Below are 17,343 nucleotides of genomic sequence, written 5' to 3' on the forward strand. Positions count from 1 at the left end.
TGCTACCGGCCGACTGCTACTGGCCGGTGCGGCCGTCGACGCACTCGCGCAGCAGGTCGGCGTGGCCGCAGTGGCGGGCGTACTCGTCGATCCGGTGCACCAGCATCTCGCGGACGGCGATCCGCTTGCGGCCGATGTGGGCGCCGAGGTCCTGGTGGGGGGCCAACACGGCGTCGGTGGCGGCCTGTTCGCGCTCCAGATCGGCGAACGCCGCGTCCACGACGGCCTGTTCGCCCACGGCCTCGTCGAAGTCGGCGCCCCGCTCACCGTAGATCTTCGGCAGCGGCTCGCCCTCGGTGATCCAGTTGCGCCAGTCGCGCTCGACCTCGGCGAGGTGGCGGACCAGGCCGAGCAGGGACATCGTGGACGGCGGCACCGAGCGGCGGGCCAGCTGCTCCGGGCTCAGGCCCTCGCACTTCAGGCGCAGGGTGAGCCGGAAGTGGTTGATGTAGTCGAGCAGCGTGGGCAGTTCGCCGTCCGGGGTGGGGCCCTCGGCGCCGCGCGGGTCGTCCGCCGGGTCCAGCCACATGTCGGGGTAGACGGTCGCCTGGGTCCAGCGGGTGGGTTGTTCGCTCATTCCGGACATGATCGTCGGTGCGGGGCCGGGGCACCAGCCGATTTCGGCCCGCATCGGCGCCGGCTCAACCAGCCCCGTCCGTACGGGCGCCGGGTCGACCGATCGGTTGACCCGGCCCTCGGCGTTCACCAGGACAGCGGGTAGCGGACGTGGTGTCCGCCGATGCGGCCGGGCAGGAGGCCGACCGCGACCAGGAGGCCCGTCGCCAGCAGGAGCAGCGGCAGGAAGGGGACGGGGTGCGGCGCCTGGAGGACGACGATGACGGCGGTCGCGGCGGCCGGGGAGTGGGGCAGGCGGGTGAGCATCATCGCGCCCAGGGCCAGCCCGGCGGCTATCGCCGCGCCCCAGGCGGTGCTGCCGGTGACGGCCAGGGTGGCAAAACCGATCACGGCGGAGAGCAGCTGGCCGCCGACCAGGTTGCGGGGCTGGGAGATCGGCAGCCCGGGGGCGCCGTGCACCAGGGCCGCGCTGGCGGCGAGCGGCGGGATCAGCAGGGGCTGGTGGAGCAGGAACCCGACTCCGGCCAGGATCAGCAGGGCGCCGATGGCGAAGACGGTCTCCCGCAGTGCGTGCAGGGGGTGGGGGTGGCGGTCGGTCGCGGGCTGCGGGGAGGGCATGGCGTGAGCGGCTCCGGGTGGGGGACGGGGTACCGGAGATGATAGGCAGAAGGTCGGGCAATTGGTGGGATGATTTGCCTGTGGGGCAAATCGAGCCCGAGGAGAGGGAACACCGCACGGCCACCGCCCGCGAGGGGCGGTTCACGGGCTGACGGGCTCCCGGGCCGGGACGTCGGGCCACTCGGGCGGGAACTCCAGCGCCTCCGCCTGGCGACGGGTGATCCGCTCGATGACCAGGACGCCCAGCACGGAGTGGGCCAGCGTGATCGCCACGGCGGTGCAGACGGGCGTGCTCAGGTGGGAACCCGTGGTCGCGAAGTGCGCGACCGTGAAAGCGATGCCCGCTCCGGCCCACGCGTGCACGAGTGCCGCTCCGCCCCGCACCCCGCTGGCGCGCCAGAGCCCCAGCACGATCGGCCAGCGCAGGACGAGGTTCAGCCCGGGTATCAGCATGCCCGCCATCGCCCAGCCGGACCCGAACCGCTGCACGCCCGGGGCGATCGCCTCCGCGTTCGCCCACACCCGGCGGAGCCAGACCGCGGTGAGCGGAATGGCGATGAGCGTGAAGAGCGCGAACAGCAGGCCCATGACCCCCGTCAGCTTCTCGTGGCCCGGATCGAGGGTCGCCACCCGGCCCACCGTGTAGCAGAGCGCGGCCAGCACCCCCACGACCTGGAGCCCGCGCGCTGACTCGCGCGGGTTCGAGGGCGGCCTGACCTGCCGCTGCGTCAGTTCCCCCATGTGTCCGCCCCGTTCTGCCGGTTCGCCGACTGCGCCGCCGACTGCTCTGCCGATGCGGGAGGGACGCTAGCAGGAGGCACTGACACCCCGTGCACCGATGGCGGTGAACGGGGCCGCGTCCCATGGGAGTTCGTGTGTCGTCGGCCTTCGGTAGCAGGTCGGTCGAGGGGCCGCCGGGTGTCGGGGGTGTCGGCTAGGGTGCGGGGAGCCCGGCCAGTGGTGGCCGGCGCCAGGGGAGGGCGGCGGCGATGGGCGAGGTCGGGCAGGGCGAGGGTGTGGGGGCCGGGGACGGTATCCGGTGGCTCGCCGGGGTCTGCTGGGACCTGGACGGGGTGGTGTTCGCCCGGGGCATCCCGCCGCTGGAGCTGGCCCGCCGGATGGGGGCCGACCCGGCGGCCGGGACGGAGCCGATCAGCGGCACCGAGGCGTGGGAGCTGGACATCGAGTCCTACCGCCCCGGCGAGGACGGGGACGGCGTGGTGCGGGTCGGCGAGGCGGGCGGCTGGTCCTTCGCGATCGAGTACGGGGACTCCACGGGTGCCGACCGGCTCACCGAGATAGCCCGCGACGGCGTCGAGGTGGTGCACTACCGCCCGAGGCCCGAGCACCCGCCGGCGATGTTCGACTACGCCCGCGACGGCGCCGCGGTCTGCGGCTTCGGCCTCGGGGAGGAGCGCTGGCGCTGGGGCCAGGAGCCCGACCTGATGCTGGCGGAGCTGGTGGCCGCCCGGGTGCTGGAGGCGGACGGGGTCACCTCCGTGGCGCAGGAGGAGGACCGCACGGCCGTGCGCACCCGCTCCCTCGGCGTGATCGAGCGCCGGTTCGGGCTGGACCTGCCGCGGGCCGCCCTGGGCGGGCTGCTGCTCCCGGCGTACGCCGTGCGCGGCACCCCGGGCATGGGGCTGTAGGCCGTCGCAGGCGGCCCGCACCCGTACGGCCGGTGGCACGGGTTGCGGCGCACGCCCCCGGTCGGGCGCCGTCGGCGGGCGCGGGCGCGGTGGCGCCCCTAGGGTCGGGCCGGAACGATCACAGCCGGCGATCACAGCCCGAGAGGTGGACCCGCCCCATGCACACCGCCGTCCGTGGAGCTCCACGTGCACAGGCGCTCGGCGCGCTCGGTCTCACCGCCCTGCTGCTCGCCTCCGCCACCGGCTGCCAGAGCGGCGGTTCCTCCTCCGCCGAACCCGCGCCGACGCCCCCCGCGGCCACCACCTCCGGCGGCACCCTCGCCTGGCGGCAGCCGCTGGACTGGCACGCCTGCGCCGCCCCCACCACCGCCCAGGGCGGCGGCACCGCCCCCGCCGCCGACTGGCAGTGCGCCACGCTCAAGGCCCCGCTCGACCACGCCAAGCCGGACGGCCGCACCATCGACCTCGCGCTGATCCGCAGCCGCGCCAAGGACGAGCAGCACCGCCTCGGCTCGCTGCTGTTCAACTTCGGCGGCCCCGGCGCCTCCGGCGTCGCCACCCTGCCCGCCCTGGCCGGGACGTACGCCTCCCTCAACTCCCGCTACGACCTGGTGAGTTTCGACCCGCGCGGGGTCGGCGAGAGCGCCGGGGTGACGTGCCTGGACGACAAGGGGATGGACGCCAACGCGGAGGTCGACGGCACGCCCGACACCCCCGCCGGGGTCAAGGCGCTGGACGACGCCAACGCGGCCTTCACCGCCGCCTGCCAGAGCCACTCCGGCGAGGTCCTGCCGTACGTCGACACCGAGAGCGCCGCCCGCGACCTCGACCTGATGCGCCAGGCGCTCGGCGACGCGAAGCTCTCCTACTTCGGCATCAGCTACGGCACCCAGCTCGGCGGCGTCTACGCCCACCTGTTCCCGGGGCAGGTCGGCCGGATGGTGCTGGACTCGGTGGTCGACCCGACCAAGGACCCGCAGCAGTCCGCGCTCGGCCAGGCCCAGGGCTTCCAGCTCGCCCTCGACGACTTCATGAAGGCGTGCGCCACCACCCAGGCCGCCGCCTGCCCGACCGGCGCGGGCGGCGCCGAGGGCACCGCGAAGGTCACCGACCTGCTGCGGAGGCTCCGGCAGTCCCCGCTGCCCACCACCGGCGGGCGGCAGCTGACCGAGAGCCTCGCCGTCACCGGCATCGCCGGCTCGCTGTACAGCCAGGAGACCTGGCCCGCTCTGGCCGTCGGCCTCACCGAGGCGATGCAGAAGGGCTCCGGCGACACCCTGCTCCAGCTCGCCGACGCGCTCTCCGGCCGCGACGCCCAGGGGCACTACACCAACCTGAGCGCCGCCAACCGCGCGATCAGCTGCGTGGACGCCCGCCAGCGCTACTCCGACCAGGACGTCGAGAAGCAGCTGCCGCAGTTCCGCCAGGCGTCCCCGGTCTTCGGCGAGTTCACCGCCTGGGGCCTGACCGGCTGCACCGGCTGGCCGGTCGCCGGGAAGACGGACCACCCCGAGGTCTCCGCCGCCGGCTCCGCCCCGGTCCTGGTGGTCGGGACGACGGGCGACCCGGCCACCCCGGTGGAGGGCGCCAAGGCGATGGCGGGCCGCCTCGGCCCGGGCGTCGGCGTGAACGTCACCCTCCAGGGCGAGGGACACGGCGGGTACAACACCGGGAACCCCTGCCTGCGGCAGACCGTGGACGCCTACCTGCTCGACGGGACCGTCCCCACCGACGGCACCACCTGCGGAAGCTGAGCTGCCGGGATTTATTCCCGAAGTGGCCCATCCAGCACTATGGCGATTGGCTCTGTCGAGCGGACCACTCCGCCCGCTAGGCTCGCGGACGTGACCAACGAAGACCTGAACACCGCGTCCGCCAAGCCCACCAAGGTCGACTTCTACTTCGACCCGATCTGCCCGTTCGCCTGGATCACCTCCCGCTGGATCCTCGAGGTCGAGAAGCACCGCGACCTCGAGCTCAACTTCCGCGTGATGAGCCTTTCCGTCCTCAACGAGGGCCGCGAGGGCCTGCCCGAGCGCTACCGCGAGCTGCTCGACCGCGGCTGGGGCCCCGTGCGCGTCTGCATCGCCGCCGCCGAGCAGCACGGCCAGGACGTGCTGCGCGCGCTCTACACCGAGCTCGGCACGCGCTTCCACAACGAGGACCGCGCCGCGGACGAGACCGTCATCCGCGAGGCCCTGGTCGCCGCGGGCCTGCCGGAGGAGCTGGCCGACGCGGCCAACAGCACCGCGTACGACATCGCGCTGCGCAAGAGCCACCACGAGGGAATGGACCCGGTGGGCGAGGAGGTCGGGACGCCGACCATCCACGTGGACGGCGTCGCCTTCTTCGGGCCCGTCCTGACGGCGATCCCGCGCGGCGAGGACGCCGTGAAGATCTTCGACGGTGTGCGGCTGCTCGCCGGGTACCCGAAGTTCTTCGAGCTCAAGCGCACCCGCACCGGGGACCTGGACTTCTCCTGACCCCACCCGGCCCCCGTCGGGGGCCATGAAGGGCCACGAAGGGCCACGTAGGACCGCGAGCCACGTAGGACCGCGAATGGCCACGTAGGACCACGATGGACGCGAAAGGGCGGTCCGGCGAGCAGCGCCGGGTCGCCCTCGCCCGTTCCGGGGGCCGACCATGGAGACGGAGGTCTCCGCGGCCCCGGGAGGCGGTGAGCGTCGATGGTCGTACCGAAGCCGCCCACACCCACGCCCCCGCGTTCGACCCCGCCCACGCCCTCGTCGAACCTGCGGCGCTGGCTGCTGCCCGTCGCCGTCCTGGTCACCCTGCTCGCGCTGGTCCTCTTCTCCCGCCCCGGCAAGAGCGGCACCGGTTACGGCTACAGCGACTTCCTCGGCAAGGTCGACGCCGGGCAGGTGCAGACCGTCAACATCACCGACACCGGCGGCGTCAGCGGCACCCTCAAGGACGGCACCCACTTCACCAGCCAGATCCCCACCGCCCTGGACACCTCCCGCCTCAGCAAGTCCCTCGGCGACCAGCACGTGAACGTCACCGGCAGCCGCAGCAACGGCGGCAGCTCCGTCTGGTCCCTCCTGCTGCTCTTCCTGCCGCTGCTGCTCTTCGGCGGGCTCTTCCTCTGGTCCGGCCGGCTGGCCGCGCGCTCGCTCGGCGGCGGGCTCAGCGCCATCGGCCGCTCCCGCGCCAAGATCATCGAGGCCGAGCGGCCCGCCACCCGCTTCGCCGACGTCGCCGGGTACGAGGGGGTGAAACAGGAGGTCAGCGAGGTGGTCGACTTCCTGCGCAGTCCCGGGCGCTACGCCGCCGCCGGGGCCAAGGGGCCGCGCGGGGTGATCATGGTCGGCCCGCCCGGCACCGGCAAGACCCTCCTCGCCCGGGCCGTCGCCGGGGAGGCCGAGGTGCCGTTCCTGTCGGTGACCGGCTCCGGATTCGTCGAGATGTTCGTCGGCGTCGGCGCCTCCCGGGTGCGCGACCTCTTCGACGACGCCCGCAAACGCGCGCCCTCCATCGTCTTCATCGACGAGATCGACGCCGTCGGCGGCCGGCGCTTCGGCGGCTCCCGCATCGGCGGCAACGACGAACGCGAGCAGACCCTCAACCAGCTGCTCTCCGAGATGGACGGCTTCGACCAGAGCACCGGCATCGTCGTCATCGCCGCCACCAACCGCCCCGACGCCCTCGACCCCGCCCTCCTGCGGCCCGGCCGCTTCGACCGGCAGGTCACCGTGCCGCTGCCCAACCAGGCCGAACGCGCCGCCATCCTCGCCGTCCACGCCCACGGCAAGACCCTCGCCCCCGGCGTCGACCTCGACCGCACCGCCCGCGGCACCCCCGGCTTCTCCGGCGCCGACCTGGCCAACCTCGTCAACGAGGCCGCCATCAACGCCGTCCGCGCCGATCGCGCCACCATCACCGCCGAGGACCTCGACGCCGCCCGCGACCGGGTGCTCCTCGGGCGCCGCGAACCCTCCAACGCCCTGCTGCCCGACGAGCGGCACGCCGTCGCCGTCCACGAGTCCGGACACGCCCTGGTCGCCGCGCTGTGCGAGCACGCCGACCCCGTCGCCAAGGTCACCATCCTGCCCGCCGGCGTCGCCCTCGGCGCCACCGAGCAACTGCCCGAGGCCGAGCGGCACCTCTACAGCGAGAGCTACCTGACCGACCTCATCACCGTCCGCCTCGGCGGGCGGGCGGCCGAACTGCTGGTCTTCGGCGAGGGCTCCACCGGCGCCGCCAACGACCTCGCCGGCGCCACCTCCGTCGCCACCCGGATGGTCCGCGAGTTCGGCCTCTCCCCGGAACTCGGCCCGGTCGGCTACGCCGGGGGCGCGCCCGGCTACCTCGGCGAGAACCCCGAGGACCTGCTGCGCCGCCCCTACTCCGAGCAGACCCAGCGCACCGTCGACGAGGCCGTCGCCCGGCTGTTGCGCCGCGCGGAGCGCCGGGCCGTGGACCTGCTGCGCGAGCACCGGGGGCAGCTGGACGAGCTGGCGCGGCTGCTGGAGGAGCGGGAGACGGTGGACGGCGCGGTGGTGCTGGAGATCCTGCGCAAGGGGGCGGAGGGAGGGACGGGTGGGCCACTACATCCGTAGTGGCACTACTGCAGTAGTGCCACTACTGGCGTAGTTCCGGCCCGCCCGGGAGGGGCGGGGGCACCCCGGACCGGCCCTGGCATACTCGCCGTCGTCAGCAGCGTGCAAGCGCGCAAGCGTGTGAGACCGAAAGACCGGGGTGCATGGTGTCCGGAACCACTGAGCTCGACGTCCAGCAGGAGATCGCCCGCGCCCTCGGCGTGACGGCGGTCGAGGACCCGGCGAAGGAGGCCGAGCGCCGCGTCGCCTTCCTCGTCGAGCAGGTCCGCGGCGCGGGCGCCCGCAGCCTCGTCCTCGGGATCAGCGGCGGGATCGACTCCACCACCGCCGGGCGCCTGTGCCGACTCGCCGTCGACCGGCTGCGCGAGGAGGGCTACGAGGCCGGGTTCTGCGCCATGCGCCTGCCCTACGGCGTGCAGGCCGACGAGGCCGACGCGCAGCGGGCGCTGGAGTTCATCCAGGCCGACGAGGTGCTGACCGTCGACGTCAGGCCCGCGACGGACGCCGCCCTCGCCGCCCTGGCCGCCGCCGGGCTCACCTACGGCGACCACGCCCACGAGGACTTCGTCCGGGGCAACGTCAAGGCCCGCGAGCGGATGGTCGTGCAGTACGCGGCCGCCGGCGCCAAGGGCGGGCTCGTCGTCGGCACCGACCACGCCGCGGAGGCGGCCGTCGGCTTCTTCACCAAGTTCGGCGACGGCGCGGCGGACGTCGTCCCGCTCGCCGGGCTGACGAAGCGCCAGGTGCGTGCCGTGGCCGAGTCGCTCGGCGCGCCGAAGGAGCTGGTCCGGAAGGTGCCCACCGCCGACCTGGAGGACCTCGACCCCGGCAAGCCCGACGAGCTGGCCCTCGGCGTCACGTACGAGGAGCTCGACGACTTCCTGGAGGGCCGTCCCGTCGGCGACGCCGTCGCCGCGACCGTCATCGGCCACTACCGCCGCACCGCCCACAAGCGCGTCCTGCCGATCGGCCCCGTCCAGCCGTAGCCGCCCCGCCCGTCCCCGGGTGTCGAAGATCACGTACTGCCCGGAGGCGGCCGTCGCTACGGTGACGGGCGGACGAGTACGAGGCTGAGGGGGAGAGTACGTGGACGAGGTGACAGTGCGTCCGGTGGCCCGGGTGGTCGGCGGGCGGGACGAGGTGCGGGACGACCTCTGGGGGAGCGTCGGGGCCGTGATCCGGCTCGACGGGGAGCGGTTCGGCGAGGAGGCGCTGTACGGGCTGGCGGACTTCTCCCACCTGGAGGTGGTCTACCACTTCGACCGCGTCCCCGAGGACAGGATCGAGACCGGCGCCCGGCACCCGCGCGGCAACACCGACTGGCCGCTGGTGGGGATCTTCGCCCAGCGGGGCAAGAACCGCCCCAACCGGATCGGGGTCTCGCGCTGCGAGCTGGTCCGCGTCGACGGCCTCGACCTCCACGTCACCGGGCTGGACGCGGTGGACGGCACCCCGGTGCTCGACATCAAGCCGTACCTCGCGGAGTTCGGCCCGCGCGGCCGCGTGCGCCAGGCCGCCTGGTCGGTGGAACTGATGCGCGACTACTACGACGCGGAGGCATGAGGATGACGCGGCGCCGGCTGGCGGTGGTGTCCGGCGGCGGCAGCGGGATCGGCCGGGCGATCGCGGCCGAGCTGGCGGCGAGCGGGCACCGGGTGGTGGTCCTGGGCCGCCGGGCGGCCGTGCTGGAGCGGGCGGCGAGGGAGATCGCCCGCGACACCGGCCCGGGCGCGGTGGTGCCCCTGCCGGCGGACCTGACGGACCCGGCCGCCGTCGAGGCGGCGGCCGGGCGGATCGCCGAACTCGGGCCGGTGGACGTGCTGGTGAACAACGCAGGCTCCGTCATCACCCCGCCCGCCGACGGCAGCCTGGCCGCCCTGGCCGACGCCTGGCGGCGGGACCTGGACGCCAACCTCCTCACCGCCGTGCTGCTGACCACCGCCCTGCAGGGCGGGCTCCGCCGCCCGGGCGGGCGGCTGGTGATGATCAGCTCGGCGGCCGCCCAGCGCGGCGGCGCGGGACCGCACTCCGCCGGTGCGTACGCGGCCGCGAAGGCCGCCCTGCACGGCTGGGCGTTCGGGCTGGCACGGCAGTTGGGGCCGGACGGCATCACGGTGAACGTGCTCGCGCCCGGCTACGTGCAGGACACCGAGATCTTCGGCGACGACTGGTCCGAGGAGTTCCACGCCCGGAAGGTCGCGGACACCCTGGTCGGCCGCGCCGGCACCCCGGAGGACGTCGCGAAGGCCGTCGCCTACCTCGCCTCCCCGGCCGCCGGGTACCTCACCGGCCAGGTGATCGGCCTCAACGGCGGTGCCGTTCTCGGGAGATGACACGATGATCGGGACGACGTAACGACCCGAGGAGCCCGCGTGTCCACCCGAGTGTCCAGGATCATCACCACCGCGATGCCCGCGCACGGCCACACCGGCCCGGTGCTGGCCGTCTCCGCCGACCTCGCCGCCCGGGGCCACGAGGTGGTCTTCCTCGGCGGCGCCCGGTTCGCCGGGGCGGCCGAGCGGGCCGGGGTGCGGTTCGTCGCGCTGCCCCCGGAGGCGGACTTCGACGACCGCGACCTGGACGCGAGCTTCCCCGGCCGGGCCGCCCTGACACCCGGGCCCGAGCGGCTGGCCTTCGACGCCCGGCACATCTTCACCGACCCGATCCCGCACCAGTACCGGGCTCTGCTCGCCCTGCTGGAGGACTTCCCGGCGAAGGCCGTCCTCGCGGACGCCTTCGTGCAGGGCGTGCTGGCGCTGCCGCTGAGCCGCCCGAGGGCCGAGCGCCCGGCGCTGATCGGGCTCGGGGTGACGCCGGCGATGCTGCCGAGCGTGGACACCGCGCCCTTCGGGCTGGCGCTGACCCCGCTGCCCGGCGAGGAGGGCCGCGAGCGCAACCGCAGGCTGCGGGAGGAGGCGGAGCGCCGCGTCGAGCCGCTCCAGCGGTACGCGGAGAAGGTGTTCGACCAGCTGGGCGTGCGTCTGCCCGAGGGCCCGCGCGGGCTGGCGCCGGTCACCGTGCCGGACCACTACCTCCAGCTGACCGTGCCCGGATTCGAGTATCCGCGCAGCGACGCCCCCGAGACCTTCCGGCTGATCGGCGCGCTGCCGTCCGCCGCCGGGACCGCCGCCGGGACCGCCGCCGGGACCGCTGGCGGAACCGTCGGCGGTCCCGGCGGCGACATCGTCAGCGGGGAGCAGCCGCTGCCCGACTGGTGGGCGCGGCTGTCCGAGGGCCGTCCGGTGGTCGTGGTGACGCAGGGCACGCTCGCCAACGACGACCTCGGCGCGCTCCTCGCCCCGGCCGTCACCGCCCTGGCCGACCGGGACGTGCTGGTGGTCGCCGCCACCGGCCGCCCGGACGGGCCCCGGGAGCTGACCGGCCTGCTCGGCGGACGGCTGCCGGAGAACACCGTGGCCGCCGGGTACGTCCCGTTCGAGCAGCTGCTGCCGCTCACCGACGTGCTGGTCAGCAACGGCGGCTACGGCGGGGTGCAGAACGCGCTGCGCCACGGCGTGCCGCTGGTGGTCGCCGGGGCGAGCGAGGACAAGCCGGAGGTGGCGGCCCGGGTGCGCTGGGCGGGCGTCGGGATCGACCTGCGCACCGGCCGCCCGGAGCCCGGGGCCGTGGACCGGGCGGTCGGCGAGGTGCTCGAGGACGGCCGCTACCGCGAGCGGGCCCGCGCGCTGCGCGAGGAGCTGGAGCGGTACCGGCCGTTCGACGCGATCGCCGAGCTGGTCGAGTCCCTGTAGCCCCGGCAGGTCATCCCTGCGGGGCTACTCGCCGTCGCCGTCCGGGGCCGAACTCGGCGCGGCGGCACCGGTCTTGGCGATGCCGAGCTTGGCCTCGGCCGTCGTCCAGTCGGTGGCGATCGCCTGCTGGGCGGCGGCCAGGGTGGTCTGGTTCTTGCAGATCGCCGTGTGGATGTGGGTCTCCACGGAGTCCTTCGGGTTGTTGGGGCCCTTGCCCGGCACGTGGTCGGGGGAGGGCGGCTGCACCCAGAGGTTGCGCGGGTCGTTGGGGTCGCCGCCGAGCTGAAGGCTGATCAGATGGTCGTACTCGGCGTCGCCCATCGGCCCGGTGTAGCCGTAGGACTTGGCGTTCTCGGCCTTCTCCTTGCCGGTGATGTTCGCCGGCGGGCGGATGGTGGAGGTGTAGCCGCCCTGCTTGCAGATGGTGTCGTTGAGGTTGCCCTGGTTGACCGCCGGGCTGATCGCGCCGGGGGTGCAGTTCGGGTCGGGCAGCGGCTGCTTGTCGGCGGTGTAGCGGTAGTGGCAGCTGTCGGCGGCGGGCTGCGGCTGGACGTCGTACGAGCTCTTCGGGCCGGGCCCGGTCACGATCGCGGCGGCCTGCGCGGGCGGGGCGGCGGCCGCCGCCCCGGACTGGGCGGCGCCGGTCCTGGCGTCGGCCGGCTTGGCGCTGTGGCCGCCGGACGAGCAGCCTGCGGTGGCGGCGGCGAGCAGGGCGGCCGCGGCTATGGCCAGGGCGGCGCGGACGGGAGCCGGCACGGGAGTTCCTCCAGGTCGTTGCGGTGTGGCTGCACGACCGACCGCGCTGGTCGACGGAGGCCGCGTCAGCGGACACTACCGTGTCGACAGGGCCGAAGGAGTGACGCCGTATCCGCTGACCGGACGGCGCTCGAAGGCCGGAGCGGGCGTACGGAATCGTTTCGCCACCCCTTCGTGTCCGACCCGTCGCCCGCGACCCCCGACCCCCTCCCGCGTGTCGCGCTCACGACGAACCGCGCACACGCCCGGACGCCGCCCGGACGCCCGCTCGGACGCACATCCGGACGCAAGCCCGGACATCCGCCCGCGCACACAAAAGTGCCGACGCCCGTACGAAACGGACGTCGGCACCTTCGGTGCGGGAGGAGCCGTCAGCGGCCCTTCGCGGCCCCGGCCTCCTTGGCGGCCTTCTCGGCGGCCTCCTTGGCGTGCTTCTCCTTGACGCGGACGGTCTCCTTGCGGACGTCCACCTGGTTGGCACGCTCGTGCTGGAGCCAGAGCGGGTTCTCGGCCTTGATCGCCTCGATCTCCTCGGTGGTGAGCGCCTCCGTCACCCCGCCGCGGGCCAGGCCCGAGATGGTGATGCCGAGCTTGGCGGCCACGACCGGGCGCGGGTGCGGCCCGTTCTGGCGCAGGTCCTGGAGCCACTGCGGCGGCTCGGACTGCAGCGCGTTCAGCTCCTCGCGGGAGACCACGCCCTCCTGGAAGTCGGTCGGCGCCGCGGCGAGGTGGATCCCCAGCTTCTTGGCCGCCGTGGCCGGCTTCATGGTCTGGCTGGTCTTCTGCTTGAGCGGTGTCATACGAACAAGGGTAAGGGAGCCGGCGGGCACTTCCGGTCACGATCGGTAGCCTTGCCCCGTGACAGACATGCAGGTGAACCCGTCGTTCCGGCTCGCGTACGTCCCGGGTGTGACTCCCGGCAAGTGGGTCGGGGTCTGGAGGGAGCGGCTCCCGGACGTTCCGCTGGAGCTGGTGGCCGTGCCCTCCACGGACGGTGAGCGGACGGTGCGCGAGGGCGGCGTGGACGCCGGGCTGATCCGGCTGCCCGTGGACAAGGACGTGCTCAGCGCCATTCCGCTGTACGAGGAGTCGACCGTCGTCGTCTTCCCCAAGGACCACTGGCTCGCCGCGGCCGAGGAGGTCGCGCTGGAGGACCTGGCCGAGGAGGTGGTCTTCCACCCGCTCGACGACACCCTCGGGTACACGGCCGGGACGCTGCCCGGCCGCCCGGCCGTCGAGCGGCCGGCGACCACGGCGGACGCGATCGAGCTGGTCGCGGCCAATGTCGGCGTGCTGCTCGTCCCGCAGTCGCTGGCCCGGCTGCACCACCGCCGCGACCTCACGTACCGGCCCGCTCCGGAGGCGGCCCAGTCGAAGGTGGCGCTGTCCTGGCTGCAGGAGCGGACCACGGAGCTGGTGGAGGAGTTCATCGGGATCGTCCGGGGCCGTACGGTCAACAGCTCGCGCGGGCGCGGGGCCGGGCAGCCGCAGCCGCAGCCGGAGAAGAAGGCGGCGGCGCCGCGCAAGCCGCAGCAGGCGAGGGGCCAGGGCAAGGCGCCGGGCAAGCCGCAGGGCAAGGGGCAGCCGCAGAAGGGCGCCGCGCAGAAGGGCCGGGGCAAGCCGAAGCGGCGCGGATAGGCCCCAGCGCTCGCCGACGGCCGTTGCTCAGGAGAGGACCACGGAGAGCCGCGCCGGGCCCGTCTCGGTGGTGGTGTCGCAGAAGTAGACGATGGCCTGGTGGCTGTTGACGTACGCCTGGCCGGCCGCGTGGCAGGCGGCGGCGGTCGGGTAGATGCCGACGTAGGTGTACGTGGAGGCCTGGGCGGCGGGGGCGGCGATCAGGGCGCCACCGGCCACGAGCCCGGCGACGGCCGCGGCGGAGAATGCCTTGCGAAGCGACATGAGTGGTCTTCCTCCCATTGGCGTGCGCGGGGGTCCGCGCCCCCGCGCTTCGTCGAGGAGCCTCCTCCGATTGTGGAGGAAGGGCAATGGTAGAGACCAATTCCGACCGGAAGCCGTGCGGTGATCCCGTGACGGCGCAGGTCACGGGCTTGGTTGACGGACTGACGATCCGCTTCCGGACAGTTCTTGCAATGTCCGGGCCCTGACAGTCCGCCGGCCTCGCGCCTCCGGACGCCTGCCGACCTGTACGGCGGGACGGCGGTACATTCGGCGGGTTCCCGGTGGACCCTCGAAAGGAGCGCGGCCGTGTGGCATGACCTGGTGGTCGTCCAGATCCCGATCGTCGAGAAGATCCTGCGCACGGTCGCGGTCTACGCGTTGATCCTGGTCCTGTTCCGGCTCGCGGGGAAGCGCGGGCTGGCCGGGCTGAACACCTTCGACATGGTGGTCGTGTTCCTGCTCTCCAACGTGGTGCAGAACGCGATCATCGGCAACGACAACAGCCTGCTGGGCGGCACCATCGGGGCCGTCACCCTGATCGTGGTCAACTCCGGCGTCACTCGCTGGCTGGCCCGGGACCCGCGCGCCGCCCGCCTGCTGGAGGGCACGCCCACCACCGTCGTGCGCGACGGCAGGCTGGTGCCCGGGGCGCTGCGCGAGCTGGCGCTGCGGCCGTCGGAGCTGGAGCACGCGATCCGGCTGCAGAACGGCGACGACGTCAGCGATGTGGCCCGCGCCCGCCTGGAGCCGGACGGGCAGCTGCTGGTGACCCTGAAGGCGGCCGAGCAGTCCGCCACCCGGGGGGACGTGGAGGAGCTCCGGCAGCGCCTGGAGTCCATCGAGCGGCTGCTCGCCACCCTGACCGAGCAGCAGGGCGGGCAGGGCAGGCGCTGAACAGGCGCTAACGCGTCGCGGCGGTCTCCGTCGCCTCGGCCGCCGCGTCCGTACGGGCGGCCGTACGGGCGCGGGCCCGGGCGGTGGCGGCGGCCAGGGCGAAGCCGAGGGCGGCCGCGAGGAGGTGGCCGACGGTGGTGAAGTCCGGCAGCGGGCCCGGCCACTCCGAGTCCCCGCTGAGCGGCCAGGCCACCACGAAGGCCGCCCAGGGCAGGCGGGCCCAGCGGGGGACGGCGAGCACGGCGACGGCGAGGACGGTCTGGGCGCCGTAGCTGATGCCGTAGTCGGAGGCCGCGCGGACGTCCTCGGGGTACCACTCCTGGTGCAGGGCGAACAGGATGACCACGGCGGTGAGCAGGGTGGCGAGCACGTGCCCGCCGAGGAAGACGCCCAGCGCCCGCAGGGAGCCCCAGCGGCGTTCCACCCAGGCCAGGCAGCCGCAGACGCCCAGGCCCAGGGTGATCAGGGTGCCGCCGAAGCCGGGGTCGGTGACGTCGGTGAGCGTGCCGTCGTACAGCAGGGCGCTGCCGATCATGGCCCGGACGGGGTGGTCGGGCAGGTTGTCCAGGTTGGTGCTGACGTACGCGCGCAGGTCGTCGGCGCGCTCGGGGGAGAGGTGGTCCTGGAGCCAGAAGTGGCCGACGGCGAGCAGAACGACGAAGCAGAGGGTCAGCGGCGAGCGGCGCGGATACGTCCGCAGGAAGTGGAGCAGCCGGGGCAGGGGCCGGCGCCGCCCATCGGGTGGGGTCATGCCCGGCACGCTACCGGGTGCGCCTGAAGGGAGCGTCTTGTCGGTCAGCCCGGGTCAGGCCGCGTCGTTGGGGTGCGTGCATCGGCGGTGCCGAGGAGGGAGTCCATGCGGAGCATCGGCGACTGACGAGAAGCCGGCGAGGTGCGTGCCCCGGCGTCGCGGCCCCGGGGGGATCGGCAAGACGCTCCCTAAGCGGATCACCTGGCCCGGCGGGCGAGGGTGGCGGTGAAGGGGCGGGGGGTCATCGAGGCCCGGCGGGCGGGGCGGACGGGGCGGCCCGGGGTGGGGGTGAGCGTCCAGCGGGAGGCGATGGTGGCGAGGGCCAGGCAGGCTTCGGCGGTGCCGAAGGCGTCGCCGATGCAGCGGCGGGCGCCGAGGCCGAAGGGCAGGTAGGTGCCGGGGACGGGGCGGCTGGTGGTGAGCCAGCGGTCGGGGTCGAAGCGGTCGGGGCAGGGGTAGAGGTCGGCTCGGCGGTGCAGGAGGTGGGGGCTGAACAGCAGGGTGGTGCCGGCGGGCAGGCGCCGGCCGGCGAGTTCGGTGTCGGTGGCGACGGTGCGGCTGAGCAGCCAGGCGACGGGGTAGAGCCGCAGGGTCTCGGAGACGACGCGTGCGGTGAGCGGCAGGTGGGGCAGGTCCTCGTGGCGGGCGCGGCGGCCGTCCAGGACGGTGTCGAGTTCGCTGTGGAGGCGCTCGCGCACGGCCGGGTTGGCGGCGAGCAGCGTCCAGGCCCAGGAGAGGGTGGCGGCGGTGGTCTCCATGCCGGCGAGCAGGAAGGTGACGACCTGGTCGTGGATCTCGGGGTCGGTGAGGCCCCGCCCGTCCTCGTCGAGGGCGCCGAGGAGCATCGAGAGCAGGTCGTGGTGGTCGGTGCCGTCGGCGCGGTAGTCGGCGATCAGGCGGCGGGTGATCTCCAGCATGTCGCGCCGGGCGTGCCGGAAGCGCAGGTTGCCGGGGGTGGGCAGCCGGTCGACGCCGGGCAGCGGGAGCGTCATCCGGCGGGCGACTCCGCGCGAGACCTCGTCCATGCAGCGGTGGACGGGCAGTTCGCCGGCGCGCTCGTGGGCGGCGAAGAGGCAGCGGGCGGTGACGGCGGTGGTGAGCCGGTACATCGCGGCGGGCACGTCGATGACGTCCCCCTCGCTCCAGGGGGCGGTGGTGGCGTCGATCTCCTCGGACATCAGTGCGGCGTAGCCGGGCAACCGGCCGCGCTGGAAGGCGGGTTGGAGCATCCGGCGCTGGCGGCGGTGGGCGGCGGCCGGGCAGGTGGCGAGGCCCTGGCCCATCACCTCGCGGGCCTTGTCGAGGATGACGCCGCCCTTGTCGAAGGTGCGGTCGTCGGTGAGCAGGGTGTGGACGAGTTCGGGGTGGCAGGCCACGTACGCCTCCAGCGGGCCGAGCCGCAGCCGGACGAGGTCGCCGTGGGCGGCGAGGCCCGCGACGAACGCGTACGGGCGGCGCAGGAACGCGAGGGCGTGCCCGAGGAGCGGGAGCGCGCCGGGGGCGTCGGCGGTGGTGAAGTGCGGTGCGGTGGAGGTGTGCGGGAGGGGCACGGGCGTCGCCTCGGGTGGTGGTGGGGCGGGTGGGGTCGGTGGGCGGGGTCGGTTCGTGCTCGGGTGCATTTCCCGGAGCGGGTCCGTGAAACGGGGGCCGACCGGCGGCCGGAGTGAGCGCGGGGGCGCGGGGCCGACCTCCGCGCGCCCCAGGCCGGTGGGGTCTGTGCCTCGCACCGCCCGGGCCCTAGGCCCTCTCTTTCGGATCTTGCCGGGCGGGCGCCGCCGGGGCACGCACCTCGCCGGCTTCTCGTCAGTCGCCGATGTCCCCCAGCCTTCGGCCGGGAGGTGCCCCCACCGCATGGACTCCCTCCT

At 74.3% G+C, this 17,343-nt stretch carries 18 protein-coding genes; 10 read left to right on the top strand and 8 right to left on the bottom strand.

Translation table 11 applies throughout. The annotated features are described in order from the left end of the window. Positions 1-16 precede the first annotated feature (16 nt). From ACIBCA_RS31685 to ACIBCA_RS31695, 3 genes are all read right to left on the bottom strand, one after another. Entirely contained in the window at positions 17-586 is a 570-nt protein-coding gene (locus ACIBCA_RS31685) for a DinB family protein (protein WP_396286523.1), read from the bottom strand. Positions 587-702: 116 nt separating this feature from the next. After that, a complete protein-coding gene (locus ACIBCA_RS31690; RefSeq protein WP_396286499.1) occupies positions 703-1,194 on the bottom strand; it encodes an HPP family protein in 492 nt (163 codons plus the stop codon). Positions 1,195-1,335: 141 nt separating this feature from the next. Beyond that, positions 1,336-1,935: a DUF4328 domain-containing protein gene (locus ACIBCA_RS31695; protein ID WP_396286500.1), complete on the bottom strand. Its 600-nt coding sequence runs from the start codon at positions 1,933-1,935 to the stop codon at positions 1,336-1,338. Between the two features lie 248 nt (positions 1,936-2,183). On the opposite strand from ACIBCA_RS31695, the gene ACIBCA_RS31700 reads away from it, so the two are divergent. From ACIBCA_RS31700 to ACIBCA_RS31735, 8 genes are all read left to right on the top strand, one after another. Continuing rightward, on the top strand, positions 2,184-2,843 hold the full coding sequence (locus ACIBCA_RS31700; protein WP_396286501.1) for a DUF6461 domain-containing protein: 660 nt from the start codon (positions 2,184-2,186) through the stop codon (positions 2,841-2,843). A 158-nt stretch (positions 2,844-3,001) separates the two neighbouring features. Continuing rightward, positions 3,002-4,597 (top strand): alpha/beta hydrolase, encoded by a 1,596-nt coding sequence (locus tag ACIBCA_RS31705; RefSeq protein WP_396286502.1) that lies wholly within the window; start codon positions 3,002-3,004, stop codon positions 4,595-4,597. A gap of 90 nt (positions 4,598-4,687) precedes the next feature. Beyond that, positions 4,688-5,326: a disulfide bond formation protein DsbA gene (locus ACIBCA_RS31710; protein WP_396286503.1), complete on the top strand. Its 639-nt coding sequence runs from the start codon at positions 4,688-4,690 to the stop codon at positions 5,324-5,326. 204 nt (positions 5,327-5,530) lie between these two features. After that, a complete protein-coding gene (gene ftsH, locus ACIBCA_RS31715) occupies positions 5,531-7,423 on the top strand; it encodes an ATP-dependent zinc metalloprotease FtsH (protein ID WP_396286504.1) in 1,893 nt (630 codons plus the stop codon). Between the two features lie 143 nt (positions 7,424-7,566). Next, positions 7,567-8,409 (top strand): ammonia-dependent NAD(+) synthetase, encoded by an 843-nt coding sequence (gene nadE, locus ACIBCA_RS31720; RefSeq protein ID WP_396286505.1) that lies wholly within the window; start codon positions 7,567-7,569, stop codon positions 8,407-8,409. A gap of 109 nt (positions 8,410-8,518) precedes the next feature. After that, positions 8,519-8,986 carry an SAM-dependent methyltransferase gene (locus ACIBCA_RS31725; protein WP_396286524.1) on the top strand — a complete coding sequence of 156 codons (468 nt, stop codon included), beginning with the start codon at positions 8,519-8,521 and terminating at the stop codon, positions 8,984-8,986. Then, entirely contained in the window at positions 8,983-9,756 is a 774-nt protein-coding gene (locus ACIBCA_RS31730) for an SDR family NAD(P)-dependent oxidoreductase (RefSeq protein WP_396286506.1), read from the top strand. Before ACIBCA_RS31725 ends, ACIBCA_RS31730 begins: the two co-directional genes overlap by 4 nt. Positions 9,757-9,795: 39 nt before the next feature. Next, positions 9,796-11,175 (top strand): nucleotide disphospho-sugar-binding domain-containing protein, encoded by a 1,380-nt coding sequence (locus ACIBCA_RS31735; protein ID WP_396286507.1) that lies wholly within the window; start codon positions 9,796-9,798, stop codon positions 11,173-11,175. Positions 11,176-11,199: 24 nt separating this feature from the next. Here ACIBCA_RS31735 and ACIBCA_RS31740 read toward each other — a convergent pair whose 3' ends face one another. Further along, positions 11,200-11,931, bottom strand: coding sequence for a hypothetical protein (locus ACIBCA_RS31740; RefSeq protein ID WP_396286508.1), 732 nt, complete (start codon positions 11,929-11,931; stop codon positions 11,200-11,202). Positions 11,932-12,302: 371 nt separating this feature from the next. Further along, positions 12,303-12,731 (bottom strand): DUF5997 family protein, encoded by a 429-nt coding sequence (locus ACIBCA_RS31745; RefSeq protein ID WP_396286509.1) that lies wholly within the window; start codon positions 12,729-12,731, stop codon positions 12,303-12,305. A gap of 58 nt (positions 12,732-12,789) precedes the next feature. Between ACIBCA_RS31745 and ACIBCA_RS31750 the strand changes: the two genes are divergently transcribed. Beyond that, the gene (locus ACIBCA_RS31750) at positions 12,790-13,569 is read left to right on the top strand and encodes a LysR family substrate-binding domain-containing protein (protein ID WP_396286510.1); all 780 of its coding nucleotides are present in this window, start codon (positions 12,790-12,792) and stop codon (positions 13,567-13,569) included. A gap of 27 nt (positions 13,570-13,596) precedes the next feature. On the opposite strand, the gene ACIBCA_RS31755 is transcribed toward ACIBCA_RS31750, so the two are convergent. Further along, positions 13,597-13,833: a hypothetical protein gene (locus tag ACIBCA_RS31755; protein WP_396286511.1), complete on the bottom strand. Its 237-nt coding sequence runs from the start codon at positions 13,831-13,833 to the stop codon at positions 13,597-13,599. 306 nt (positions 13,834-14,139) lie between these two features. On the opposite strand from ACIBCA_RS31755, the gene ACIBCA_RS31760 reads away from it, so the two are divergent. Continuing rightward, positions 14,140-14,727, top strand: a complete 588-nt coding sequence (locus tag ACIBCA_RS31760; RefSeq protein WP_396286512.1) for a DUF421 domain-containing protein — start codon at positions 14,140-14,142, stop codon at positions 14,725-14,727. A 7-nt stretch (positions 14,728-14,734) separates the two neighbouring features. On the opposite strand, the gene ACIBCA_RS31765 is transcribed toward ACIBCA_RS31760, so the two are convergent. Beyond that, positions 14,735-15,478, bottom strand: coding sequence for a rhomboid-like protein (locus tag ACIBCA_RS31765; RefSeq protein ID WP_396286513.1), 744 nt, complete (start codon positions 15,476-15,478; stop codon positions 14,735-14,737). Between the two features lie 197 nt (positions 15,479-15,675). Then, positions 15,676-17,028, bottom strand: a complete 1,353-nt coding sequence (locus ACIBCA_RS31770) for a cytochrome P450 (RefSeq protein ID WP_396286514.1) — start codon at positions 17,026-17,028, stop codon at positions 15,676-15,678. Between the last annotated feature and the right edge of the window lie 315 nt (positions 17,029-17,343).

The sequence above is a fragment of the Kitasatospora sp. NPDC051170 genome (assembly GCF_044455705.1).
Taxonomy (GTDB): Bacteria; Actinomycetota; Actinomycetes; order Streptomycetales; family Streptomycetaceae; genus Kitasatospora.

What these genes read in the sequence shown, in the direction of transcription:
- ACIBCA_RS31705 (WP_396286502.1), top strand. Translation starts at nt 3,002, where the DNA reads ATGCACACCGCCGTCCGTGGAGCTCCACGTGCACAGGCGCTCGGCGCG.
- ftsH (WP_396286504.1), top strand. Translation starts at nt 5,531, where the DNA reads ATGGTCGTACCGAAGCCGCCCACACCCACGCCCCCGCGTTCGACCCCG.
- ACIBCA_RS31745 (WP_396286509.1), bottom strand. Translation starts at nt 12,731, where the DNA reads ATGACACCGCTCAAGCAGAAGACCAGCCAGACCATGAAGCCGGCCACG.
- nadE (WP_396286505.1), top strand. Translation starts at nt 7,567, where the DNA reads ATGGTGTCCGGAACCACTGAGCTCGACGTCCAGCAGGAGATCGCCCGC.
- ACIBCA_RS31755 (WP_396286511.1), bottom strand. Translation starts at nt 13,833, where the DNA reads ATGTCGCTTCGCAAGGCATTCTCCGCCGCGGCCGTCGCCGGGCTCGTG.
- ACIBCA_RS31690 (WP_396286499.1), bottom strand. Translation starts at nt 1,194, where the DNA reads ATGCCCTCCCCGCAGCCCGCGACCGACCGCCACCCCCACCCCCTGCAC.
- ACIBCA_RS31765 (WP_396286513.1), bottom strand. Translation starts at nt 15,478, where the DNA reads ATGACCCCACCCGATGGGCGGCGCCGGCCCCTGCCCCGGCTGCTCCAC.
- ACIBCA_RS31730 (WP_396286506.1), top strand. Translation starts at nt 8,983, where the DNA reads ATGAGGATGACGCGGCGCCGGCTGGCGGTGGTGTCCGGCGGCGGCAGC.
- ACIBCA_RS31685 (WP_396286523.1), bottom strand. Translation starts at nt 586, where the DNA reads ATGTCCGGAATGAGCGAACAACCCACCCGCTGGACCCAGGCGACCGTC.
- ACIBCA_RS31700 (WP_396286501.1), top strand. Translation starts at nt 2,184, where the DNA reads ATGGGCGAGGTCGGGCAGGGCGAGGGTGTGGGGGCCGGGGACGGTATC.
- ACIBCA_RS31695 (WP_396286500.1), bottom strand. Translation starts at nt 1,935, where the DNA reads ATGGGGGAACTGACGCAGCGGCAGGTCAGGCCGCCCTCGAACCCGCGC.